Source organism: Allobosea sp. Root483D1 (genome assembly GCF_001429505.1).
In the GTDB taxonomy this organism is placed as follows: Bacteria; Pseudomonadota; Alphaproteobacteria; order Rhizobiales; family Beijerinckiaceae; genus Allobosea.
Map to the genome: position 1 here is coordinate 1,268,059 of NZ_LMJW01000001.1, position 23,663 is coordinate 1,291,721.

At 66.0% G+C, this 23,663-nt stretch carries 21 protein-coding genes and 2 pseudogenes; 14 read left to right on the forward strand and 9 right to left on the reverse strand.

The window, feature by feature from the left end:
• Positions 1-23: 23 nt before the first annotated feature.
• The 8 genes and pseudogenes from ASE66_RS05875 to ASE66_RS32445 form a co-directional block, all read right to left on the reverse strand.
• The gene (locus tag ASE66_RS05875; protein ID WP_057188575.1) at positions 24-1,568 is read right to left on the reverse strand and encodes an AMP-binding protein; all 1,545 of its coding nucleotides are present in this window, start codon (positions 1,566-1,568) and stop codon (positions 24-26) included.
• On the reverse strand, positions 1,561-2,091 hold the full coding sequence (locus ASE66_RS05880; protein ID WP_057188576.1) for a (2Fe-2S)-binding protein: 531 nt from the start codon (positions 2,089-2,091) through the stop codon (positions 1,561-1,563). Before ASE66_RS05880 ends, ASE66_RS05875 begins: the two co-directional genes overlap by 8 nt.
• Positions 2,079-2,906: an FAD binding domain-containing protein gene (locus tag ASE66_RS05885; RefSeq protein WP_057188577.1), complete on the reverse strand. Its 828-nt coding sequence runs from the start codon at positions 2,904-2,906 to the stop codon at positions 2,079-2,081. Before ASE66_RS05885 ends, ASE66_RS05880 begins: the two co-directional genes overlap by 13 nt.
• On the reverse strand, positions 2,903-5,842 hold the full coding sequence (locus tag ASE66_RS05890) for a xanthine dehydrogenase family protein molybdopterin-binding subunit (RefSeq protein ID WP_057188578.1): 2,940 nt from the start codon (positions 5,840-5,842) through the stop codon (positions 2,903-2,905). Before ASE66_RS05890 ends, ASE66_RS05885 begins: the two co-directional genes overlap by 4 nt.
• Before the next feature lie 129 nt (positions 5,843-5,971).
• Complete coding sequence (locus tag ASE66_RS05895; protein WP_057188579.1) at positions 5,972-6,817, reverse strand: helix-turn-helix domain-containing protein; 846 nt, start codon at positions 6,815-6,817, stop codon at positions 5,972-5,974.
• A 405-nt stretch (positions 6,818-7,222) separates the two neighbouring features.
• Positions 7,223-8,697, reverse strand: a pseudogene (locus ASE66_RS05900) (autotransporter outer membrane beta-barrel domain-containing protein).
• 32 nt (positions 8,698-8,729) lie between these two features.
• A complete protein-coding gene (locus tag ASE66_RS05905) occupies positions 8,730-9,365 on the reverse strand; it encodes an autotransporter-associated beta strand repeat-containing protein (protein WP_057188581.1) in 636 nt (211 codons plus the stop codon).
• Positions 9,352-9,759 (reverse strand): hypothetical protein, encoded by a 408-nt coding sequence (locus ASE66_RS32445; RefSeq protein WP_057188582.1) that lies wholly within the window; start codon positions 9,757-9,759, stop codon positions 9,352-9,354. The genes ASE66_RS05905 and ASE66_RS32445 overlap by 14 nt, the downstream gene beginning before the upstream one ends.
• A gap of 232 nt (positions 9,760-9,991) precedes the next feature.
• On the opposite strand from ASE66_RS32445, the gene ASE66_RS05915 reads away from it, so the two are divergent.
• From ASE66_RS05915 to ASE66_RS05950, 9 genes and pseudogenes are all read left to right on the forward strand, one after another.
• Entirely contained in the window at positions 9,992-11,749 is a 1,758-nt protein-coding gene (locus ASE66_RS05915) for a response regulator (protein WP_057188583.1), read from the forward strand.
• A gap of 308 nt (positions 11,750-12,057) precedes the next feature.
• Positions 12,058-12,649 (forward strand): annotated as a pseudogene (locus ASE66_RS31225) (tyrosine-type recombinase/integrase).
• A gap of 126 nt (positions 12,650-12,775) precedes the next feature.
• On the forward strand, positions 12,776-13,135 hold the full coding sequence (locus ASE66_RS33105) for a hypothetical protein (protein WP_244494799.1): 360 nt from the start codon (positions 12,776-12,778) through the stop codon (positions 13,133-13,135).
• A gap of 185 nt (positions 13,136-13,320) precedes the next feature.
• Positions 13,321-13,677 carry an ArsR/SmtB family transcription factor gene (locus ASE66_RS05925; protein ID WP_057188584.1) on the forward strand — a complete coding sequence of 119 codons (357 nt, stop codon included), beginning with the start codon at positions 13,321-13,323 and terminating at the stop codon, positions 13,675-13,677.
• The gene (locus ASE66_RS05930) at positions 13,670-14,194 is read left to right on the forward strand and encodes an arsenate reductase ArsC (RefSeq protein WP_057188585.1); all 525 of its coding nucleotides are present in this window, start codon (positions 13,670-13,672) and stop codon (positions 14,192-14,194) included. The genes ASE66_RS05925 and ASE66_RS05930 overlap by 8 nt, the downstream gene beginning before the upstream one ends.
• A 7-nt stretch (positions 14,195-14,201) precedes the next feature.
• Positions 14,202-15,254: an ACR3 family arsenite efflux transporter gene (gene arsB, locus ASE66_RS05935; RefSeq protein ID WP_057188586.1), complete on the forward strand. Its 1,053-nt coding sequence runs from the start codon at positions 14,202-14,204 to the stop codon at positions 15,252-15,254.
• 58 nt (positions 15,255-15,312) lie between these two features.
• A complete protein-coding gene (locus tag ASE66_RS05940) occupies positions 15,313-15,627 on the forward strand; it encodes an ArsR/SmtB family transcription factor (protein WP_057188587.1) in 315 nt (104 codons plus the stop codon).
• A 57-nt stretch (positions 15,628-15,684) separates the two neighbouring features.
• A complete protein-coding gene (locus tag ASE66_RS05945) occupies positions 15,685-17,073 on the forward strand; it encodes an NAD(P)-binding domain-containing protein (protein WP_057188588.1) in 1,389 nt (462 codons plus the stop codon).
• A 5-nt stretch (positions 17,074-17,078) separates the two neighbouring features.
• The gene (locus ASE66_RS05950) at positions 17,079-18,302 is read left to right on the forward strand and encodes an MFS transporter (protein WP_057188589.1); all 1,224 of its coding nucleotides are present in this window, start codon (positions 17,079-17,081) and stop codon (positions 18,300-18,302) included.
• Positions 18,303-18,760: 458 nt separating this feature from the next.
• Here ASE66_RS05950 and ASE66_RS05960 read toward each other — a convergent pair whose 3' ends face one another.
• Positions 18,761-19,828 carry an NAD/NADP octopine/nopaline dehydrogenase family protein gene (locus ASE66_RS05960; RefSeq protein ID WP_082613220.1) on the reverse strand — a complete coding sequence of 356 codons (1,068 nt, stop codon included), beginning with the start codon at positions 19,826-19,828 and terminating at the stop codon, positions 18,761-18,763.
• Between the two features lie 124 nt (positions 19,829-19,952).
• Here ASE66_RS05960 and ASE66_RS05965 point away from each other — a divergent pair, with 124 nt between their 5' ends.
• The 5 genes from ASE66_RS05965 to ASE66_RS05985 are packed head-to-tail and all read left to right on the forward strand — an operon-like array spanning position 19,953 to position 23,659.
• A complete protein-coding gene (locus ASE66_RS05965; RefSeq protein WP_057188592.1) occupies positions 19,953-20,789 on the forward strand; it encodes a substrate-binding periplasmic protein in 837 nt (278 codons plus the stop codon).
• The gene (locus ASE66_RS05970; RefSeq protein ID WP_057188593.1) at positions 20,789-21,550 is read left to right on the forward strand and encodes an amino acid ABC transporter ATP-binding protein; all 762 of its coding nucleotides are present in this window, start codon (positions 20,789-20,791) and stop codon (positions 21,548-21,550) included. The genes ASE66_RS05965 and ASE66_RS05970 overlap by 1 nt, the downstream gene beginning before the upstream one ends.
• Positions 21,551-21,552: 2 nt before the next feature.
• The gene (locus ASE66_RS05975) at positions 21,553-22,224 is read left to right on the forward strand and encodes an amino acid ABC transporter permease (protein ID WP_057188594.1); all 672 of its coding nucleotides are present in this window, start codon (positions 21,553-21,555) and stop codon (positions 22,222-22,224) included.
• Between the two features lie 5 nt (positions 22,225-22,229).
• On the forward strand, positions 22,230-22,883 hold the full coding sequence (locus tag ASE66_RS05980; RefSeq protein WP_057188595.1) for an amino acid ABC transporter permease: 654 nt from the start codon (positions 22,230-22,232) through the stop codon (positions 22,881-22,883).
• 29 nt (positions 22,884-22,912) lie between these two features.
• A complete protein-coding gene (locus tag ASE66_RS05985; RefSeq protein ID WP_057188596.1) occupies positions 22,913-23,659 on the forward strand; it encodes a GntR family transcriptional regulator in 747 nt (248 codons plus the stop codon).
• Positions 23,660-23,663: the final 4 nt, after the last annotated feature.

A 23,663-nucleotide genomic window follows, 5' to 3' on the forward strand; every position in this document is an offset into this window, starting at 1 on the left:
GTCTCTCGATTGTTGGGTGGGGGTTATTCGGCGGCGAGATCGGGCCGTTCGGGCTCGTATTCGCCCGCGACGAGCTGGCGGCGCAGCAGCTTGCCGACCGGCGATTTCGGGATCGCCTTGACGAACTCGTAGCGGCGCGGACGCTTGAAATTGGCGAGGCCGGAGATCTTGCAGTGCCGGTCGAGTTCCTCGGCGGTCACGGCCGAGGTGCGCTGCACGAAGGCGACGACGATCTTGCCCCAGCGCTCGTCCGGCAGGCCGACCACAGCCACTTCCGACACGGCGGGATGCAGCGACAGGCAGCTCTCGATATCGACCGGCGAGACGTTCTCGCCGCCAGTGATGATCATGTCGTCGACGCGGCCGGTGACGAAAAGGTCGCCGTCCTCGTCGAAATAGCCGGTGTCGCCGGTGAAGTACCAACCATCGCGCAGCGACTTGGCGTCGGCCTCGGGCCTGCGCCAATAGCCCTCGAAGGCCTCGTCGCTGGCGGCGAGCGCGACGATCTCGCCTTCCTCGCCGGTTTGGGCCAGCTCTGCTGCCGAGGCCGCGCCGAGCCGCACCACGCGGATAAGCTGATTGAGCCCGGCCTTGCCGGCGCAGCCCGGCTTCGCCGCGGCCTTCTGGTCGATCGTGAAGGTATAAATCTCCGACGAGCCGTAATGGTTGACGAAGAGATCGGGCCTGAACGCCTCGGTCAGTTTGCCGAGCAGCCCGTCTGTCATCGGCGCGCCGGCAAACCCCAGCTTGCGCACCGAGGAGACGTCGCTCCCGGCAAAGCGCGGGTGGTGGACGACATCGTGATAGAGCGTCGGCACGAGATAGAGGTTGCTGACGCGCTCGGCCTCGATCAGCTCCAACGCCCGCGCCGCATCGAAGCGCGGCAGGCAGACGAAGGTGCCGCCGATCAGCGACATCGCCAGCAAGGAGCGCACCCCCATCGTATGATAGAGCGGCATGACGCCGAGCGTGCATTCGCCGCTGCCGTAAAGGTTCTGCGCGACATGGGCGAGCGCCGCCATGCGCTCGGCCCGGTGCCGCCGCGGCACGCCCTTCGGCTTGGCCGTGGTGCCGGAGGTGTAGAGCATCAGCGACCAGTCTTCGGCGCGGGCGCGCGGCGTCGCGGTCGGCGCCTCGGCGGCGATCAACTCGGCGAAGCTCAGCTCGGCGGGGCCGGCATCGCTGCCGACCGCGAGCCGCGGCAGGCCTCCGGCGAGCGCACTCTCGGCCATGGTGGCAGCAGAGACAGCTTCGAAGGCGATCGCCTTTCCACCAGCATTTTCCAGCACGAAGTCGATCTCGTCCGGCTTCGCCCGCCAGTTGATCGGCGTCATGATCAGCCCGGCGAACTGGCAGGCCCAGTGCAGCGTTGCCGCTTCCCAGCGGTTCTGCAGCACGCTGACGAGATGGTCGCCCGGCCTGAGCCCGATGCCGTCGAAGGCGGCGACGAGCGAGGAGATCCGCGCCAGCCATTGTGCATAGCTCAGGCGAACCTCGCCATCGACGATGGCGAGCGCATCGGGAGTGCGCGCCACGCTGGCGGTGAAACTGGTCCCGAGGTCAAACATCGATGGATTCCGCAGCAAGAACCTGGGGTTGCCGGCGCAATAGGGCAGCGGCCTCGAGTGCGGCGGCGATGATCGGGGTGTAGCCGGTGCAGCGGCAGAGATGCCCGCCGACGACCTCGCGCAGTTCTTGCTCGCTCGGCTTCGGCTGCTCGCGCAGGAAGGCTTCGAGCGAGATCAGGATGCCGGCGGTGCAGAAGCCGCATTGCAGCGCATGATGGCGCCGGAAGGCGGCCTGCAGCACCGAGAGACGATCCGGCGCCGGAGCCAGCCCCTCGACCGTAGTGACCTCCCGGCCCTCGAGCTGGACGGCGAGTGTCAAGCAGGCGCGCGCCGGCGCCCCGTCGATCAGGATGGTGCAGGCGCCGCAGACACCGTGCTCGCAGCCGACATGCGTTCCGGTCGCGCCGAGGCCGTGGCGCAGCGCGTCGGTCGCGAGCAGGCGGGGCTCGGCCTCGACCGAGACGGGCTTGCCGTTCAGCTTGAAGCCAATGCGATGCCGGATGGCGGCGCTCAGGCGAGGCATCGGCCAGCCTCCTCGATCGTGCTGCGGCCGAGTGTGCGGACGAGGTCGCGGCGCAGCCTCGCGCTCGCATGCAGGTCCTCGCGCGCGTCGAGCTCCCAGGCGAAGGCGTTGAGCGCATCGTCCAGCGCCGAACCATCCAGGCGCGGCCAGCTCCGGCGCTCCGGCTTGTCGGCGACGCCGGCGACGGCGAGATGGATCTGCCCGGCCTCGACCATCACCGCGCAACCGACGATGGCGAAGTCGCCGTGTCGGCGCGCTACCTCAGCGAAGGCATAGCCGGCACCGGGTCGGGCGGCCGGAAAGGCGACGGCTTCGATCAGCTCGTCATCGGCCTTTTCGGTCACCATCATGCCCGAGAAGAACTCGGCTGCCTTGAGTACGCGACGCTTGCGGCGAGACCGTAGGCGGATCTCGCCGTCGAGCGCGACCAGGCAAAGCGGGATCTCGGCGCTGGGATCGGCATGGGCGGCCGAGCCGCAGACCGTGCCACGCGCCCGGGTCTGGTAATGGCCGAGCCAGGGCAAGGCGGCAGCCAGCAGCGGCTGCTCGCTCGCAAGGCCCGGCCGCCTCAGCAGCGCCGCCTGCCGGACGCCGGCCGGCACGACGATCATCTCGCCCTCGCGCCGGACCTGGTCGAGCCCGGCCATGCTCATGATGTCGACGAGCACTAAGGGCTTGGCGAGCCGCATGTTCAGCATCGGCAGCAGCGACTGGCCGCCGGCGATGATGCGTGCCTCGGAGCCGTACTCGGCGAGCGCCGCCAGGGCCTCGTCGAGGTTGCCGGCGCGCAGATAGTCGAAGGGGGCGGGCTTCATGCGCGCCTCCCGAACACGCGGGCGAAGAAACCGGGTTTGCTCGGGGCCGCCCTGCGCGCCAGTGCCGCGAAGAACTGGCCGATGATCGCCTTGGCCGCGCCATCGAGCAGGCGCCCTCCGATCGCCGCGACCTTGCCGCCGACCGCGGCCTCATAGGCGTAGCCGATCACCGTGCCGCCCGCGCTATCCGGCGTCAGCGTCACGCGGCCGGAGCCGCCGCCAGTGCCGAGCGCGCCGGAGACCGAGCCGGTCAGCGTCGCGGCGCGTGGCTCGTCGAGGTCGGAGAGCTCGATCTCGGCCTTGTAGCGCCCCTTGACCGGCCCGACGCCGAGCGTGACATCCGCCTTGAAATGCGTATCCGACAGCTTCTGCACGCCATGGCATCCGGGAATGATCGAGGCCAGCGTGTCGACGTCGAGCAGCATCGCCCAGATCGCCTCGGGCGCGGCGGCGACCCTGGCCTCGCCTTCGCCGCGCAGGCTGCGATCGCCCGGCCTGGCGACCGATACTGTTGCGCGGGTCGTCGACGGCTGGGCTTGCTCCGGCCCGGCTGCGAGCGCGGCGAGCTTAGCTGGGGTCAGCGGCAGGTTGATTTCGGAGGCGCCGAGCGCATCGGCTATGGCATTCGCCAGGCAGACCGGTGTCGACATGCAATTGCCCTCGCCGACACCCTTGGCGCCGAGCGGGGTGAACGGTGAGGGCGTCTCGATATGCAGGATCTCGATGTCCGGCGTCTCGGTCGCTGTCGGCAGCAGGTAGTCGGCGAAGGTCCCGGTCAGGAAGGCGCCGTCCTCGGCATAGGCGAGCTCCTCGTAGAAGGTCGCGCCCAGCGCCTGGGCGAAGCCGCCGCGGATCTGGCCTTCGACCATGCCGGGATGCAGCACACGGCCGCAATCATGCATGGTGACGTAGCGGTCGATCCGCGCTCTGCCGCTCGCCGGGTCGACCTCGACGCCGGCCATGTCGAAGATGAAGCCGTGGCAGAGCGAGGAATTGATCTCATCACTCTCGCTTGGCGCGCCGAGCTGGGGCGGGGTCCAGAAGGCGGTCTCGCGGATGGTCTGGTCGACGCCATCAGGCAACAGCGCCGGCGACCAATGGCAGAGCGCCGCGATCCGCCCGAACGGGATGGTCTTGCCCGGGTTGCCCTTGGCAAAGACCGCGCCGGCGGCAAAGCCGATCTGCTTGGGCTCGGCCTTGAGCTGGTCCGCGGCGATCAAGGCGAGCTTGTCCCGCAGCCGGGTCGCCGCGAGATGGGCGGCCCCCGCCACCGCCGCGGCGAAGCGGCTGGAATAGTTGCCCGAGGCGATCGACCAGGCATCCTTGCCGGTGTCGAGATCCGCGACGACCCTTATCTCACGATGCGGCAGGCCAAAGATGTCGGCGACGACCTGCGCCAGCACGGTGCGGTGGCCCTGGCCCTGCGGCGTCGACGCGACATGGACGCTGACTGAGCCGATTGGATCGATCGAGACCGTCGCCGTCGCCTGCGCGCCGTTCTTCGGCCCGGCCTTGCGCCGCTCCTCGGCGGTCAGCACGGTAGTGATGTAGCCCATATTGGAGACGCTGGGCTCGACTGCGGCAGCAAAGCCGATGCCGTAGCGCTTGCCGGCGGCGCGCGCCTCGTCCCTGCGCTTTTCGAGCGCGGCGAGGCGGCCGGCGACCGCCTGCTCGACCGCAGCCTGGTAGTTGCCGGAATCGTAGAGCGCGCCGGTGGCGGTGCGATAGGGGAAGGCGCCGGCCGGGACCAGGTTCCGGCGGATCACGTCGAGCGGATCGAGCTGCAATTCGACGGCGATGCGCTGCATCAGCCGCTCCAGCGCGAAATAGACCTGCGGGCCGCCGAAGCCACGTACCAGCCCGGTCGGGGCCTTGTTGGTCAGCACCACCCGGTTGCGCATCGCGACATGCCGGATGTCGTAGGCGCCGGTCATGTTGCCGTGCATCCGATAGAGCGTCGCCGGCTCCGGCGCGCGCGGATAGGCGCCGCAATCCTCGATCTGGTCCCAATCGAGCGCGCTGATGCGTCCCTCGGCAGAGACGGCAGCCTTGAGCGTGGTGACGCGGTTGGTCGCCGCGACCGCCGCACCGAGATGCTCGAGCCGGTCTTCGATCCATTTCACCGGCCGCCCGGCGATCCGGGCGGCGACGCCGATGAGGACGGCATAGGGCGCGACGCCCTGCTTGACGCCGAAGCTGCCGCCGGATTCCGGCGGCATGCGCAGCCGCAGGCGATTGCCGGGAACCTTCAGTGCGCGCGCCAGCACGGTGTGGATGCTGAACGGACCCTGGAAATTGGCGAGGATGTCGTAGACGTCCTCATGAGGGTCATAGTCGGCGATGACGCCGAAGGTCTCCATCGGCGAGCCGGTATTGCGCGGATAAGCGATGCTGACCGAGACGGTGCGGGCGGCGGCGAAGGCGGCTTCGGGCTCGCCATAACGGAAGCGCCGGTCGCTGACGAGGTTGGCGCCGGCCTTCTCGTGCAGGACGGGCGCCCCCTCCCCCATGCTGGTGACGGGATCGACGACGGCCTTCAGCGGCCGGTAGGCGACCTCGATCGCGTCCAGCGCATCCTCGGCGAGATAGCGGCTCTGCGCGACCGCGATCGCAATGGGCTCGCCGACATAGCGCACGCGCTCGACGGCCATCGGCCAGTTCTCGGCGGCAACTTTCAGCCCGGCGACCATCGGCGTGGTCAGTTTTGCGAGATCACGCCCCGTGACGATCGCCACGACGCCCGGCAGCACGGCGGCGGCCCCGGTCTCGATCGAGAGGATGTCTGCATGAGCGTGCGGCGAGCGCAGGATCGCGGCGTGCAGCGTGCCCGGCCTGGTGCCGAGGTCATCGATGAAACGTCCGCGACCAGTCAGCAGGGCAGCGTCCTCGACGCGCTCCACGGACTGACCCGTCCAAGAGATGACTTCAGCCTTCACCAGCGTTCGGCTCCCAAGAGGCGCTCTTACGGAGGCGCCTCACGGGAAGAGTTCGGCCATCGGCCGGCCAGGTTCGATCCCGACCAGTCTCGCGACTTACCGAAAAGTCTCAAATTTGAAGGAATGACCTCAGCGGCCGAGGCGCGCCACGCTGCGGAACTCGCTTGGCGCCACCGAGCAATGGTCGCGGAAGAAGCGGGTGAAATGCGCCGGCGCGCTGAAGCCAAGCCGGTCGCCGATCGCGCTGAAGTTCTCATCGCCGTCGACGACGGCGCCGACCGCGAGCTCGACCTTCAGTACATTGAGGAAGACGTGTGGCGTCACGCCGGTGGAAGCCTCGAACATCCGGAAGAAATGCGCCCGCGACAGGCCGGCTTCGCTGGCGAGCTTCTCGATCGAAAGCGGCGCCGCCGGGTTCGAACGCATCAGCGAAATCGCCCGGCGTACCCGGAAATCGACCGCATTCGAGCGCGCGATCTCGCGCAGCGAGGCACCGATCGAGCGCCAGGGCGTGAACCGCTCGATCACGGCGATCATCAGTTCCGAGAGCAGTTCCTCCTGGCGGCGGCCCGCGCCGGGCTCATGCACCATCTCCGCGGCGAGATCGAGCGCGGTCTGGCGGATATGGGCGCTAACCTCGCCGGCGGACTGCTCGAAGAAGCCTGGCGAACCGCTCGCCGCCCAGTTCGGTCGGAAGCTGCGCAGCCAGTCCGGCTCGATATAAAGCGCCAGGATCAACGCGTTTTTGCGGGAAGGATCATGGACATAGGCATGCGTCTCCCAGGCATTGACCAGCACGGCGAGATCATCGGTCAATGGCGCGACATGATCCCCTACCAGAAATCGCGTGTCGTCGCCGTCGACCTTGAGCAGTACATGGCAATGCGGGTGCGCGTGCCGGACGAGGCTGCGATCCATGTCGAGCAGCGCCACCCGGCCGAAAGCTCCGTGCGCAATGCGCAGGGCGTCCGACATACTGTTTCCTCACCGCATATCTTTAGTTAGAGAGCTAGCTGGCTGTTGAGATACTGGACGACCATCCCCCGTCTTTCAAGGCGGTCCAAGCCGGCCGTTTTGTCGCGCGCCCTCCGCACAAGCCGACGCTGATCGTCCTGTGGTGCTGTGTTGCAGGAACGCAAAACCCCGCCTCGGACCAAGAAGGGGTTTTGGATAACTGACGGTTTTGGTTGCGGGGGCCTGAGAATCTCCGAGAAACCTGAGCGCAGAATTCCGCTCCTGGCCATTCCTGACATCTGGAATGTCCGCTTGTGGGTAGGTAAACCCGTGGAGGGTCCTGCGAGGCTTAAGCAGCGAAATGTACCAATTCGCTCCGCATCGGTACGATGCCTGCCAGCCGCAGTCCAATTGCTGTCGCTTGGCTCAGAAGCTGACTCTCAACCGGGCTACCCCGCCAATGCGGCGGGTGTTTGCCGCGAGCTCGGAGTCGACTCGCATGCCGAGGCTGACGCTGGGGCTCAGCTTGATGTCGGCCCCTGCCGCGAGCAGGGCCGCGTTGCGGTCGGGCCTCGCGCCCGTCACGCCGAAGCTGGCGCCGGCAAGCCCGTTGATCGAGGCGGTGAGTTCTGCGTCGCGCCGGTAGTAGCGAGCCCAGGCGGCGCGGACGAAGCCCGTAACGGGAGAGGCCCCGCGATCAGATTGGCATCGAGCTGCATGCCGAGCTCGCTCCGGCTGGTTATGTCGGAGCGCCGCGCTAGCGTCAGCATGCCTGCACTCGCGCCCATTCCATCGCGCTCGACTGCGGCCGGGCTGCTCGCCCGCACGGCCTGGAAGGCGGCGAGCGGCGAGAGCGTGATGCCGCTCCAGGTTACGACCGGCAGGCTCGCCTCTATCCGGCCGCTCCAGGCCTGCGTCACATAGGAGGCGGCAACGCCGGTACGGCCGAGCGCCGGGATCGCGCGAGTGGTGTCGGTGTCGAGCCTGGCATAGCCGAGCGCGGCCGCGACATTGACCATGCCGAGCGTCGTGCGCCCGTAAAGCCCGGCCTGAAAGACATCAGCCTTCGCCTTGCCGAGCCCACCCGAAAGCGAGGCCCGCGACTGGCCGTTCGCAACAGCGATACCCGCGACCAAATTGGAGCCGAGCCTGACGTCGGTTCCAACCGCGACATGTCCGTCGGAGAGACTGCGATTTGCCGAGCCCGCGATCCGGTCACCATCGGTGCGCCCGGTCGAACCGAACGTCGCACCCCAGAGCGAGAAACGCGCCGGGTCGAGGCTCGCCCGTCCCGGTCCGTCCTGCCTCGACGGCAGGTCGGCTGTGAAGCCGGCTGCGCCTGCGGGGCCGCCGGCGAGCCTGCCGGCGCCCGATCCGTCGAGCATGGTGTGGAGAAACTGCCCCGCGGCACTGTTGGCCATGGCGGGGACGGCGGTGTGGACCTCGCCCGACAGTTGGTTCACAGCGGCGGGAATGGCCGCCGGCAGGTTGTAGATCGCAAACAGTGCGGACGGGTCGGCTCCGCCTGCCACCGCCCGGTGAATGCCCAGCGCCACCGCATAGGCATTGGCCGGTCGGCCAGAGCCAAGACCCGAGGAGACAGGAGCCGGCGCCATGACGGGCGGCGTCGGGACGGGATCGGCAACGATCGGCGCCAGCGGCTTCGGCGTCAGGGTCAGTTGCACGTCGGTCGCGGTATAGGCGACGCTCGTGGTGACGCCGTCGCCGAGAGACCCGGTCGTGTCGACGGGGCCGAAGGATCCCGTGCGCCCGCCCTGGGCCGAAAGCAGCGTGTAGGGGTTGCCGAACACATAGGCGCCGCCGAGCGGTACGATCCGCAGCGTGCCGGCCAACGCTGCCGTTCCGGTCACGTTGATCCGGTCGGAGACCGCTCCCTGCACCTCGGCGACATAGACCGAGCCCGCGCCCAGCGTCAGATTGCCGTTGACGTGAGCGTGCCCGGCGAATTGCCGGGCGAGATCGTGCCGTTCACAGTCGTCGAGGGCAACTGGCCCGAGCCGCCGATCGTGGCGCCGGACGCCACGGTGACGCTGGACGACGAGAGGATGGAGCCGTTGACGATAAGTGTGCCGCCATCGACGGCGGTCGCACCGGTATAGCTGTTGGCGCCCGTCAGCGTCAGGGTTCCGGTGCCGGTCTTGGTGATCGACCCGCCGGCGCCGGAGATGATGCCGGCGAAGCTCGTGCTGGCATTGGTGTCGCCGATCGAAAGCGCCTTCGCGCCGAGGATGACCTCGCTCGTCGCGCTCGCGCTCGCCAGCGAGCCGATCGTGGTGCCTGTATCGAGGCCGGAGATGTCGAGCTTGCCGTTTCCGGTGAAGCTCAGCGCCGCGGTGCCGCCTCTGGCAAACCCCGCAAGCGTGATCGATCCCCCCTCCGACGTCGCGATCGTTGAACTGTAGAGGTTTGCGCCTTGACTCGCAGATATCAGGCCGGCATTGGCGACTACGGTGTTGATCAGACCCGCGCCTTGATCGAGCGAGATGATTGCTCCCGCCTCGTTGTTGATGACCGCGCCGCTGACATAGCTGCCGCTAGTCAGCTGCAATGTTCCCCCCGCCCGATTGCTGACGGTCGCGCTCCCGCCCTGGACTTCGAGTGCGCCGACGTTGAAGCGCAAACACCACGCCACTGCCGATGCCGAAGACATAGCCACCGCTGAGAACGCGGATAGCATAGGGGTTCACCGACGCCGTGACGTCGACCGTTGTGAGGCCAGAGGTGCCGAACTCGGCGATCTGTGACGACCCCGGCGCGGTTCCGCTGACCCAGTTTGCACCGTTGTTGAAGTCGCCGTCGAGCGGCGCGGCCTTCCAGTTCTCCACGGCCTGGGCCTGCGCATCGCCGCCGGTCAGCGCCAGCGCGGCCAGCGTAACGCCGGCGAAAAGGGCGGCGCGGGCCCTGCCGGCGCGATATGGGCCGCAGCCCGAAACCTGTCTCATAGCCATTCCGAGGCGGTCCCCACCATCTGCCCTGCGGACGATCGCCCGCGCCGGCCATGCACTGCCTGGGAGCGCATGGCTGCCATTCTTCAGGGCAGCGCGGTGCCCGACGCCATGCCGATTCGACGAACCGGGCAGGCGCTCGCAGACAGGCTTGCCGATGCCGCGCTAGACAGGCTTTCGACGGACCCCGCGCAGACGATGCGGTGTCGCGAAGGAACGGGGAAGCGCAGTGACAGCGACGGGCAGATGGCGCTATCCCGGCGACTGGCCGGCCGACCTCGTCGCGCTCGGCATCCTGACCATCTACGCCACCACGATCCGCACGCCGCTCTATGGCAGCTTCGGCCGCGCCATGATCGTCTCCGCCCTGCTGGAGCCGTTCGCCTGCCTGATCGCGATCGGGCTCAGGCTGGTCTTTCGCCGGCAGGGCTTCGACACGGGGTTGACGCCCGGTACGGTCGGCCTGGCCGGCGCGCTCTGCCAGGCGGCGATCGCCAAGCTCGTGCTCGCCGCCGGCGGCTGGGCGGTGGCGAGCTGGAGTCTCGGCCAGAGCTGGGCGCTGCCCTTCTCCTACTACACCTTCATCCTGCTGAGCTGGAGTCTCGCCCATCTCTGGGCGGCTGCCCAGCTTGAAACGGCGAAAGCGCGCCAGCGCGCCATGGCGGCCGAGACCGAGGCGCTGCGCAACGAACTGCAGCATCTGCGCCACCAGCTCGATCCGCATTTCCTGTTCAACGCCCTCAACGGCATCGCCGCCGAAATCCCGGTCCATCCCGACCGGGCCGGCGGGATGGTGCGCGAGCTGGCCGACTTCCTGCGCTATTCGCTCGACCACCGCGATCTCAAGCCGGTGACGCTCGCCGCCGAGGTCGAGGCGATCCGCGCCTATCTCGAACTGCAGAAGGCGCGTTTCGGCGAGGATTTCGATTTCCGCATCGCAGCCGCGCCGGATGCGCTGGCGCGATCGACGCCGGGCTTCCTGCTGCAACCACTCGTCGAGAATGCGATCAAGCACGGGCTGAAATCGGGCCGGCGCCCGCTGATCGTCGAGGTCGCCATCGCGCCAGTCGGCGATGACATCGTCATGAGGGTCGCCAATCCCGGCGGCCTGCGCCCGGACTTGGCGAAGCAGCGGCGCGCCGGGCGTCGGGCTGGCCGCGCTGCAACGCCGAATGGCGCTGCACTACCCCGGCCGCCATGCCTTCTCGCTCGTCCAGGAGGCGGAGCTGGTCGTGGCCGAGCTCGAGCTTTCGGGTGCGCCATGCCTGACGTGATCCTCGTGGACGACGAACCCCTGGCCCGCGAGGGGTTGCGCACGCTGTTGGCCGCCCATCCCGATGTCAGGATCGTCGGCGAGGCGGCGTCAGTGGCGCAGGCGCGCGCGCTGATCGCGACGGCGAGGCCCGACGTCGTCTTCCTCGACATCGAGATGGCGGATGCCACCGGCCTTGATCTCGTCCGCACACTGGAGCGCCCGCCGGCGATCATCTTCGTGACAGCCCATGCCGCCCATGCCGTCGAGGCTTTCGCCGTGCAGGCCACGGATTATCTCCTCAAACCCGTGAGACCGGAGCGGCTGGCGGCGGCGCTCGCCCGTCTTCCGGCCGTGCCCGATGCACGCGACCGTTTCGGCGCTGCCGGTAGCACCGTGTTGCGCGTCAGATCCAGACAGCGCGTCCTGTCGCTGCGGCCCGCGGCGCTCGTGGCGCTTCTGGCCGAGCGGGATTATACCCGCATCATTCCGGCACATGCGATGCCACTGCTGGTCAAGCAGTCGCTCGGCGAGCTCGACAAAGCGCTGCCGCATCCGCCCTTTCTCAAGCTCGGTCGGTCGCTCATCGTAAACGGCCAGCGATTGACCGAAGTCCAGCACATCGAGAGAGGCGAGACGCGATTGTTTTTCGACGGGCACGCCGGCCCGATCGTCCTCGGTCGCACGGCGACAAGCATTTTCAGGAAGTCGCAGCTTGCCGCGCTCAAAACATAGTAGCTGATGCCGGCGGCATTGGCGGTGCATCAAGGGTTTTTTGGCGATCAGGTTCCGACGCGGCCCGGAACCGGTTGCGCCCGCGGCTGTGGCATATGCCGTTAGCAAGTTTCATGGCTGAGACGCAGCCAGCCGGGTATCTCAGCCGGCCCAGCTTATGGGGTAGCGTGCCGGAGATTGAGGCTTAGCTAGGAGTGTCTGGTTTGAGGCGGAACTCCAAGGTCAGCAAGTGGCGCAGGGCGCGCGCCGCTTCCCTAAACATGAGATAGAATTACATAGGATGCGGCACCCCAAGAAGGGGATTTGCCATGGAAACGCAGAATCAAGCGCCACATCAGACGTGGAATGTCGGACGCATCATCGGACCGAAGCCACCTCTCAAGCCGAAGCACATCTGGGCGATACGCACACGGCTTCATCATGAAGGGCGAATTCGTGATCTCGCCATGTTCAATCTTGCGATCGATAGCAAGCTTCGGGATGCGACCTCGTTCGCCTCCGTATCGGCGATGTCGTCCTTGGAGGCACCGTTCGACTCAGAACTGCTATTGTTCAACAGAAGACTGGGTGGCCCGTACCATTCGAACGAACGGACGCAGCGCGCGAAGCGCTTACTGCCTGGCTCAGAAAGAGAGGTTCTCGTGAAGACAATTGGCTCTTTCCGAGCCGTAGTCGGCACGGTGACCACATCACGCCGCGTCAATATGGCCGCCTTCCGGACAACTGGGTGGCTCTGATAGGATTGGACCCAGCGCTTTACGGAACACACAGTCTCCGTCGAACAAAGGTCTGCGCGCTTGCCAACTTCTTCTTGGACACACGAAGCTTGAAAGCACCGTGCGCTACCTCGGCATCGAGGTTGACGATGCGCTTCTCCTTTCGGAGCAAACCGACCTATGACCTCAGGCACGGCGGGTAACCGCCGTGCTAATTCCGTCATTCGGCCAGGGGCGAGCTTGGGTGGGGAGCCGAAGTTCGCGATGGCGGTCGCAAACGCCATGATCGCGCCAACAGGCGACACCGTGTGTGGCCCGCAAGCAGGCTTTCGTGAGCCTCCTGCGCGGCCGGTCACTCACCCGAACAGGCGCACCGAAGAACTCCTGCTGGCGCAATCCGGCCGTTGACCTCGGCACATGTTGGTCAATTTTCATCGTTATTATTGCTATAGATTGGCTCCTCAAGTGTGAGCGCAGCGCAGGACCGATTGTGACCCAGCGATTTGAACGGCACCGCCAACCCTGGACCTCTGAGGAGCTCCAGAAGCTGAAGTTGCTCGCTGGAAAGGGCATGGCCTTGAAGGCGATTGCGAAAGCGATGACCCGGAGCGAAGAATCAATCAAGGACCGCGCAAAACTCGACGGCATCGGTATCGCCAAACTCCGCTAGACTTGGAGTTCAGGAGCCGGCATCTCGAAGCAGAACCGCTCGCGGCCACTCTCGGGAGAAGCGGCGATGTCAGGTTGCGGGGCTCTGCTACGTCAGTCTGGCGAGAGCTTCAATGGCCGATGACGCCCGAGGGCGCAACCGGACGCGGCTTGCGCTGAATTCCATATGTCGATAAGTCTCGATATATGGAAAACGAGCAAGTCATCCTCGCTCTGGCCGCACTAGCGCAGAGCACCCGCCTCGACGTATTTCGGCTGCTGGTGACGGCAGAGCCGGAGGGCCTGCCTGCCGGCGAGGTCGCCCGGCGTCTAGATGTCCCGCACAACACGATGTCGTCGCATCTCGGCATCCTGAGCCGAGCAGGGCTGATCCGTTCGGAGCGCTTCAGCCGCTCGATCGTCTACCGCGCCGACCTCGATGCCCTTCGCTCGGTCGTCTCGTTCCTCCTCAGGGATTGCTGCGGCGGCCGCGCGGAAATCTGCGCGCCGCTGCTGGCTGAACTCACTCCCTGCTGTCCTCCAAAGGTCACCACTGATGCCTGATCGCGTCCACAACGTGCTGTTTCTCTGCACTCACAACTCAGCCCGGTCGATCATGGCCGAGGCTCTGCTCAATCATCTTGGCGAGGGTCGCTTTCGCGCTTTTTCCGCCGGCAGCGAAGGCGGGCCGGGGCCGAAGCCATTGGCGCTCAAGGTGCTCGAGGCCGAGGGCATCCCGACCTCAGGGCTCAGTTCGAAGACCTGGGACGTGTTCGCGGCGCCCGGCGCGCCCGTCATGGACATGGTGATCACGGTTTGCGACCAGGCCGCCGGCGAGGCCTGCCCATTCTGGCCAGGCCAACCAATCACTGCGCATTGGGGGATCGAGGACCCCGCGCATGTCGAAGGCCCAGAGATTGAGCGCGAGCGCGCCTTCGTCACGGCGCTGCGCTACCTGCGCAACCGCATCAACGTGCTTCTTTCGCTGCCAGTTGGCAGCCTCGACCAGATGGCTCTGGCGCAACGTGTTCGTCAGATCGGGGCGCTCGAAGGCGCAAGCAATCGCGCACCAGGCGCCTGAGGTCATCATGTCGATTTTCGAACGCTACCTCACAGTGTGGGTCGCCTTGTGTATCGTCGTGGGCATCGCTCTCGGCCATGTCATGCCCGGCGTCTTTCAAGCGATCGGCGCGGCCGAGGTCGCCAAGGTCAATCTGCCGGTTGCCGTGTTGATCTGGCTCATGGTCATCCCGATGCTGCTGAAGATCGACTTCGCGGCGCTCGGCCAGATCGGCAGACATTGGCGCGGGATCGGCGTCACGCTGTTCATCAACTGGGCGGTCAAACCGTTCTCGATGGCAGCGCTCGGCTGGTTCTTCATCGCCTGGCTGTTCCGGCCCTGGCTGCCCGCCGACCAGATCAACAGCTACATCGCCGGGCTGATCATCCTGGCGGCAGCACCCTGCACGGCAATGGTCTTCGTCTGGTCGAACCTGACGAAGGGCGAACCGCATTTCACGTTGAGCCAGGTCGCCCTGAACGACGCGATCATGATCGTCGCCTTCGCCCCGATCGTGGGCCTGCTGCTCGGTCTGTCGGCGATCACGGTGCCGTGGGGAACGCTTGTCCTATCTGTGGTGCTCTACATCGTCCTGCCCGTGATCGCCGCGCAGCTCATCCGCAATCGTGTTCTCGCGAACGGCGGGCAGGCCGCGCTGGATCGTCTGCTCGGCCGGTTGGGCCCGGCTTCGCTCGTTGCATTGCTCGCGACCCTGGTCCTGCTCTTCGGCTTCCAGGGTGAGCAGATCCTGGCGCAGCCGATGGTGATCGCGCTCCTTGCGGTGCCGATCCTGATCCAGGTCTATTTCAATGCCGGCCTTGCTTACTTGCTGAACCGGATCGCCGGTGAACAGCATTGCGTCGCCGGTCCATCGGCGCTGATCGGTGCCTCGAACTTCTTCGAGCTTGCCGTCGCCGCCGCGATCAGCCTGTTCGGCTTCAATTCCGGAGCGGCGCTCGCAACTGTCGTCGGCGTACTGATCGAGGTTCCGGTCATGCTCACCGTCGTCTGGATCGTGAACGGGTCAAAGGGCTGGTACGAGCGCGGAAGCAGCGTTCGAAAGGTGCAGGCCGCCGAATAATTCGACAATCGTCGAAATATGGCTTGACGGCTTCTCGCGAGCGGAGCAACTTACTTCCATGAAAGTGGAAAAAGCAGCAAAGCAGCTTGAGGCGCTCGGCAATCCGACCCGCCTTGAACTCTACCGGGTGCTCGTCCGTGCTGGCCATGGCGGGCTGCCGGTCAACCAGGTGCAGGAGCGTCTTGGCATCCCGGCCTCGACCCTCTCGCACCATCTTCAGCGCCTCGTGCAGAACGGACTGGTCTCGCAGGAACGTCAGGCCACGACCCTGATTTGCCGAGCCCAGTATCCGGCGATGGCGGCCCTGCTGGGCTTCCTCGCGGATGAATGCTGCGCTGATGAAGTCTGCGCCGCATCCGAGCAAGCCGCTTGAGCTGCTTTTTTATTTGGCTGTTTATTCCATCCTTCTAGAAGAATAGGAGAATCTGTGATGAGGGAACTTCCCGTAGCCGTCATCGGTGCCGGTCCAGTCGGCCTCGCCGCTGCTGCCAACCTCGTCTCGCGCGGCCTTGCCGTGAAGGTCTATGAAGCAGGCGCTGCAGCCGGCGCGCACATCAGCGATTGGGGCCATGTTCGGCTGTTTTCGCCGTGGACCTACAACGTCGATCCGGCGGCCCGCGCGCTGCTGGAGAAGGCAGGATGGCAGGCGCCAGATGAAGCCGCCTATCCCACTGGCGACGAACTTGTTCGACAGTACCTCGCGCCCTTGGCGAAATCCCCCGCCTTGACGCGGGTCATTGAGTACGGCGCGCGCATCAAGGCGATCGGCCGCCGCGGTGTCGACAAGGTCGTCAGCCGCAATCGTGAGCTGCATCCTTTCCAGCTGACCATCGTCGATAGCGATGGGCGCGTCCGCCGCGAGCTTGCGCGGGCGGTCATCGACGCTTCGGGAACCTGGACGTCACCAAATCCGCTTGGGGCGGGCGGCGTGACCGTGGAAGGCGAGGAGACGTTCCGCGACCGGATCGCCTACAGCATTCCGGATGTGCTCGGCCGCGATCGGGATAGCTACGCAGGGCGCACGACTGTGGTTGTTGGCGCCGGCCACTCGGCCGCGAACGTGCTGCTCGATCTTGTTAAACTTGCCGTAACGGAGCCCGCCACCAAGGCGATCTGGCTGACGCGCAGCGGGAACCTTGCTCGCGTCTATGGCGGCGGTGCCAGCGATCAGCTCGCAGCGCGCGGGGACCTGGGCCAGAAGCTGCGTCAGCTCGTTGAAGACGGCAGGATTGAACTCGTCACGAGCTTCGCGGTCACCACTGTGCGCCAGGCGAACGGCCAACTCGCGCTCGACGGCGAAACATCAGAGGGCGCTCGCACGGTCGGGGCTGTCGACCGGATCGTGGTTTGCACGGGCCAGCGCCCCGATCTGGCCATGACCCGCGAACTGCGCATCGAGCTTGATCCGTGGCTGGAAAGCGCCAAGTCGCTCGGGCCGATGATCGATCCCAACCTGCACTCCTGTGGTTCGGTGCCTCCGCACGGCCACCGCGAGCTGTCCCATCCGGAACCGGGCTTCTACACCGTGGGGATCAAGAGCTATGGTCGCGCGCCGACATTCCTGATGCTGACCGGCTATGAACAGGTGCGTTCAGTAGTCGCGGCAATTGCCGGCGACATGACGGCGGCCGACAACGTCCAGCTGGTGCTGCCTGAAACCGGCGTATGCACGAGCGCGCCTGAGAGTGCCGGCGGTTGCTGCGGCGGGCCGGCTCCGCGAGACGCTGACGCCTGTTGCATCGATGACGCTTCCGCCAAGGCGCAAGGCAAGTCAGGTTGCGGCTGCAGCAGCTCCGCAAAAACGAGTGAAGCCGCCTAGGCGCGATGACGACGCTTGCCACCTCCGAAACGAGCCCGGCTCCGGCGGCCGGAATCGGGCTCATCATCGCCCTCGGCATAACTCAGGTCGCCGGCTACGGCGCGCTCTATTACGCGTTCGCCGTGCTCGCACCTGGCATCACCAAGAGCATGGGTTGGGCGCCCGAATGGACCTATGGCGGCTTTGCTCTCGGGCTGCTGGCTGGTGGCCTGGCTGCGCCCTTCGCCGGGCGCTTGATCGACAGGTACGGCACGCGCCGGATGATGAGCATCGGCAGCGTGCTGGCGAGCGTATCTCTCTTTGCCTTGTCCAGGGCCGAGGGCTTGGTCAGTTACTATGCGGCGATGATCGCCCTCGAGGTCGTGTCGACGCTGGTTCTCTATGACGCCGCATTCACGGCTCTCACCCAGGCGCATGGCGCGGGAGCCAGGCGAGCGATCAGCAAGCTGACGTTGATCGGCGGCTTCGCCTCGACATTGTTCTGGCCGCTCACAACCGCCCTGCTGGCGCAGGCCGATTGGCGTACGATCTACCAGGTTTACGCCGTGGGCTATCTCGCCTTGGCGCTGCCATTGCACGCGCTTCTGTTGCCCCGCGGCCGGGCGACGCGCGCCGCAAAGCCAACCCGGTCGACCGAGACTCAAGATCCCGAGGCTTACCTTGCCGGCGCCGCCCGACGTCGTGCCTTTGTGCTGTTGGCGATCGCATTTTCACTGCAAGGTTTCGTCGTCTCGGCCATGTCGGTTCACATGCTGACGTTGCTGCAGGGCTTCGGCTTCAGCGCAGCGTTGGCGGTCACCCTGGGAGCCATGGTCGGCCCCTCGCAGGTGACCGGCCGGCTGATCGAGATGCTTTTCGGCACCAACGTGCCTCCGGTGACGACCGCATGGGTCTCGGGCGCGCTCATGCCGCTCGGGTTCATGCTGCTGGTTTTCGGAGGCGGTACAGTGGCGCTCGCGGGGCTATTTGCGATCGCCTACGGCATCAGCATGGGCCTGAGTTCGATCGTGCGCGGCACGGTCCCGCTCCAGCTCTTTGGTCCCGCTGGCTACGGCGCCATGCTCGGCAAGCTGTCCGCACCAGGCTTGGTCATCCGTGCTGCTGCCCCCCTGGGATTTGCCGTTATGATGGAGCGGGCAGGACTTTCGGCAAGCACTGCGGTTCTGGTCGCGCTGTCCGGCGCGGCGGCGCTTGCGCTGCTGCTGCTCGCTCGAAGTACGCAGCGGTAGAGCAGCCACCCGAACTTCGAAACCTGACCTTGGGAGCTCGGAGACAGCTCCCATCAGCTTAGCGTTAATGTCCGGTTGCGGGCATCATGCCAAGTTCCGCTCATGGCGCAGGGCCGGTCATGGCGCAGGGCCGGAAGCCGAACTTGAGGCGGTGCAGTCTGCGATCGACTTGCTCGGCCTGCGCTGGAGCGAGGATCATGCCATCTTCCCGGGGCGTCTTGATGACGTGACCCGTACGATGTTCCTCGCTCCAGAATTCCTTTGATCGACGTTCGATCGTCCAGTGACCGCTGTGGAACTCCGAAGGCGGGACATCGAAAACGATTTCCCGCGAAGCCACAAAGCCCGATCAAGGGCAAAGGAGCCGAGCGCCCTCGAGGCTCGTTCTGAAACGGGCACCGATCGGCCGCCCGGAGCCCGGCATCGTTCAGTCCGACCAGTTTTCAGCCCATTGCTTCCTATTGGCGGAAGGCAGGGCAATGCGCGTGCATCCAATCTGGCGGCAGAACCCGCTCGTTCCGGCCGATCGCACGAAAATCGACGGCTTCCAGGGTGTTCGCGATTGCGATCAAGGCCGTCGTCAGCGGGGTGGGGGCGCCGACCTGCCGGCCGAACACTTCCAACGGCACGAGCGAGCACGGCACGTCCTCATGCAGGAAGCGCTTCTGCAACTTGGGCCCGAAGCGAGGAATCGCGCCGAACAGGCGCGTTCCCGCCGGATAGGCCCGCTGCGAGAACACCGCGCTCGGCAGCGGCGTGAGCCCGGCCGCGCGCATGACCTGGTCGCGCTCCTGCTCCAGCGCGGTGGCGATGACGTTGACCCGGCCCATCCGCGCCTCATCGAAATGCAGGATGCCGGTCGTAAGGTCCCCCATGTCGCGATCCAGCGTCATCGCGCCGCCGATATAGGCGGGAACATGGCCGATGCAGTTCGGGTTGTTCAGGCCGCTTTCGAGCACGTTCGGGGAATAGGTGAATTCCGGGAACTGCTCGAGAAAGGCCGCGTAATGTGGGTTTTCCTGCGCTTCAGGCAGGCCCGCCAACTCCAGCCAGCGCTTCTGCCCCTTGATCACGACAGTCGACGGGTTGAGCTTTCCCGCCAGATGCAGCGTGTTGTTGAGTTCGAAGACCGCGACGCCTTCGGGCGCTCCGGCTGAAGCCAGCGCATCGGCGAAGACCTTGGAGCCGCCGACGTAGCCGCAATGGAGCACGACCATCTGGCCGGAGGCCAGGCCGGGAGCGATTTCGCGCGCCACAGCCGCATGCCGGTCCGCCGTCGTGGAGACGATGATGATATCCGCAACGGAAACGGCCGCGGCCCCATTTCCGGCACTTGCCGGCAGCGCAACCGCCCCCTGCCCGCCGAGCCCCTCGAAGGATAGCCCCCCGGCCATGTCCGTCGATGAGCGCACCGCATCGTCACGGTCGTACCAGCCGCCAATGCGCCCTCCCCGCTCTGCGATAGCGACTGCGGCGCCAGCCCCTGCCCCACCAAGCCCGATCAATGCGTAGTTCAGAATCGCCATGCTCCGCTTTCCTCTTGCACGCCGTGCATGATCATGTTGTCATCCGGTCGTCCGTACGTTTAATGTTCATCAAAATAATGTCAATCAAACGAGGGGAATTCCAATGGCCCTAAACTTTCTTGACTTGCTCCGAAGGAAGATCAGTGTCGCCGCCGGCCTGCTGGCCGCGAGCCTCTCCGGCGCTGCTGCCGAGCCGCTGAAGATCGCAGCCGATATCGGCTATGCGCCCTGGGCGATGCGCCAGCCTTCCGGCGAGATCGACGGTTTCTCGATCGAGGTCGCCAGGGAGATCGCCCGCCGCATGGGGCGCAGCGGCGTCGAGGTCGTCGACGTCAACTTCTCAGCGATCTTCGCCGGGCTCTTCGCGAGCCGTTACGACATGATCGTGGCGCCGATGTCGATAACCAAGGAGCGCGCGGCGCAATTGCTCTTCACCGAGGGCTACATGACCGGCGGCATCGGCCTCGTCACCCGTTCCGAGGACGACAGCATCACCAAGCCGGAGGACCTGCGCGGGAAGGTGCTCGCGACCAATAGCGGCAGCTTTACGGACACTTGGGCGACGGCGAACGAGGCCAAATACGGCTACAAGATCCAGCGCTACGACAAGGACAGCGACGCGCTGCAGGCCGTGATCGCCAAGCGCGCCGATGCCGATGTGGTCAACCTCAATGTCGGCCAGTACGCGGCTTCGAAGAACCGCCGCATGAAGGTCGTGCACCGCATCTTCGGCGACTACGATCTCGGCTACGGCTTCCGCAAGGACGCCAAGGAGCTGCGCAACCAGGTCGAGAACGCGCTCGAATGCATGAAGCTCGACGGCTCTCTGCAGGGCCTGCACGAGAAATGGTTCGGCGAGCAGCCCGATCCGGTCGATTCGAGCATGAAGGTCTTCGCTGGCTACGGGCCGGTCGGGCTCGAAGGCTACGAGCGCACCTATCACAAGCCGGACTGCAAGTGATGGCCGCAAGCGTGCCTGCCAAGGCCCTGCTGAGGATGCGGGGGATCGAGAAGAGCTTCGGCGCCGTCCCGATCCTCAAGGGCATCGACCTCGACGTGGCCGCCGGCGAACTGGTCGCCATCATCGGCCCGTCGGGTTCCGGCAAGTCGACGCTGCTGCGCTGCATCAACCGACTGGAGGAGCCGCAAGCCGGCTCCATCCACCTGGACGAGGTCGAGATCACCGGGAAACGCGCGACTCTGAGCAAGATCCGGCGCGATATTGGCATGGTCTTCCAAGCCTTCAATCTCTATCCGCATTTCACGGCCGAGCGGAATGTCAGCCTCGCCCTGTCGAAGGTGCTGAAGCTCAAGACGGCGGAAGCCTCGGAGCGGGCGCTTGCGGCGCTCGAGCAGGTCGGCTTGCGCCATAAGGCCAAGGCTTTTCCCGCCGAGCTTTCGGGTGGCCAGCAGCAGCGCGTCGCCATCGCACGCTCCATGGCGATGGCGCCAAAGCTCTATCTCTTCGACGAGCCGACCTCGGCGCTCGACCCCGAGCTCGTCGGCGAGGTCCTCGCGGTCATGCAGGAGATGAAGGCAAAAGGGCAGACCATGATGGTTGTGACCCATGAGATGGCCTTCGCCCGCCAGGCCGCCGACCGGGTGATATTCATGGACGAGGGCGTAGTGGTCGAGCAGGGAACGCCCGACGCGATCTTCCGCGCCTCGACCAATCCGCGCCTTAGCAGCTTCCTGCGCAACTACCGCGGCAAGGAGGCTTGAGCATGGGCGAGATCGGCAAGTTCTTCTTCGACGGCACCATCGCAGCCGCCGTGCTGCCCTTCCTGTTCGAGGGCTTCCTCGTCACGCTGCAACTCTCCGCCCTGACGATCCTGTTCGGGTTGTCGCTGGGTCTCGCCCTGGCCTGCGCACGCGCCTACGGGATCACGCCGCTGAACGTGCTGATCGTCACCTTCGTCGACATCCTGCGGTCGTTGCCGGCGCTGGTGATCCTGATCTGCATCTACTTCGTCCTGCCGGAATACGAGATCAGGATCGACGCCTATTGGGCGACGGTGCTGACGCTGAGCCTCGTGCTCGCCGCCTTCTCCGAGGAGATCTTCTGGGCCGGCATCACCTCGGTCTCGAAGGGGCAGTGGGAGGGTGGCCTCTCGACCGGGCTGACCTTCACCCAGACGCTGTTCTACATCGTGCTCTACCAGGCCGTGCAGATGGTCATCCCGCCGCTGACCAACAAGACGATCAGCATCACCAAGAACACGGCCCTCGCCTCCGTCGTCTCGGTGTCGGAATTGCTGAACCAGGCGTCGAGCCAGCAGGCGCTCTACGCCAACCCGACGCCGCTCACGGTCGCCGCCCTGTTCTACCTGGCCGTGTTCGCGCCGCTGGTCGTGCTCAGCCGCCGGATCGAGAGCCGTTACGCGGTGAAGAGGTAGGCGCCATGTTCCATCCCGACGCCGTCGCGCTCACCATCCCCTATCTCCTGTCCGGGCTGAAGGTCACGCTGCTGCTTGCCATCCTGATCGTGCCGCTGGCCTTCGGCATGGGAACGCTCGTCGCCATCGTCGCGAATTCGACATCGCGCCCGGTGCGTCTCATCGCCTATCTCTATATCGACTTCTTCCGCGCCTTCCCGCCGCTCGTCCTGATCATCTTCGTGTTCTACGCCCTGCCCTTCCTCGGCCTGCGCCTGCCGGAGATTCCGGCCTTCGTCCTCGCGATGACGCTGAACGGCTCGGCGTATTTCGCCGAGATCGTCCGGGCCGGCCTCGCGGCGGTGCCGAAGGGCCAGTACGAAGCAGCACAGGCCACCGGCCTCAACGGCGCTCAGGTTCTGACGTATGTCGTGCTGCCGCAGGCGCTGAAGAAGGTCCGCCCGCCGCTGCTCAGCAATGTCCTCGAACTCGCCAAGGCGACCTCGCTTGCGTCGGTCGTCGCGATCGCCGAACTGCTCCGCAGCGCTCGAATCGCCCAAGGTGCCATCTATGATCCGACGCCCCTGCTCATGGCCGCATTGGTCTATCTCGTGATGTTCTGGCCCTTCGTGCGCCTGCTATCGCTGATCGAGAAGCGCCAGTCCTTCAGCCCGGTATGAGCACCGGGTTCCGCAACACTGGAAATCCCATGCCCGTGCCGCTTCACCTGCAGATCCAGGCCGATATCATGGGGGCGATCGAGCGCGGCGACTTCCCGGTCGGCGAGCAACTCCCCTCGGAAGCGGAACTGCAGGTCCGCTACGGCGTCAGCCGCGCGACCATCCGCAAGGCGATGGAGGAGCTGTCGGCCGGCGGCGTCGTGATGAAGCTTCAGGGTCTAGGAACTTATGTCAGCGACCGTGTCCAGGTCGGCCAGAGCGTGCGGCTGCGCGGCTATCTCGACGATATCCTGATCTCCGACGAGCGCCTGAGCTTTCGGACGCTGGCGATCGACGATGTCCGGCCGGCGCCCGACCTTGCCGCCCTGTTCGCGCCGGCGGACCGGGGCGCCGCGACCCGCTATCGATCGCTCATCCTGCAGGCCGGCAAGCCCCTGATGATCGGCACGTCCCATATCCCCGTCTCGGTGTCGCCCCGCGTCGACGACGCGGAACTGCCGCCCGGCGAGCAGCAGACCGTGGTGCGCCTGCGCCGCGCCGGGCTCGCGATCCAGCGCGGGCAGCAGACGCTGGGTGCGATCGTTGCCGACGCCGAGCAGGCCTCCCATCTCGGTGTGCCCACGGGAACGGCCCTGGTCGCCTCGCGCCGCCTTTATTACGACCGCTCCGACAGGCCGCTGATCGTCATCGACGGCATCTTCCATCCGACCAATTACAGCCTCGTCGTCGACCTCGTGCCCAGGCCGGGCGGTCGCTTCGTCAGCTCAAGCCGGTAAATTC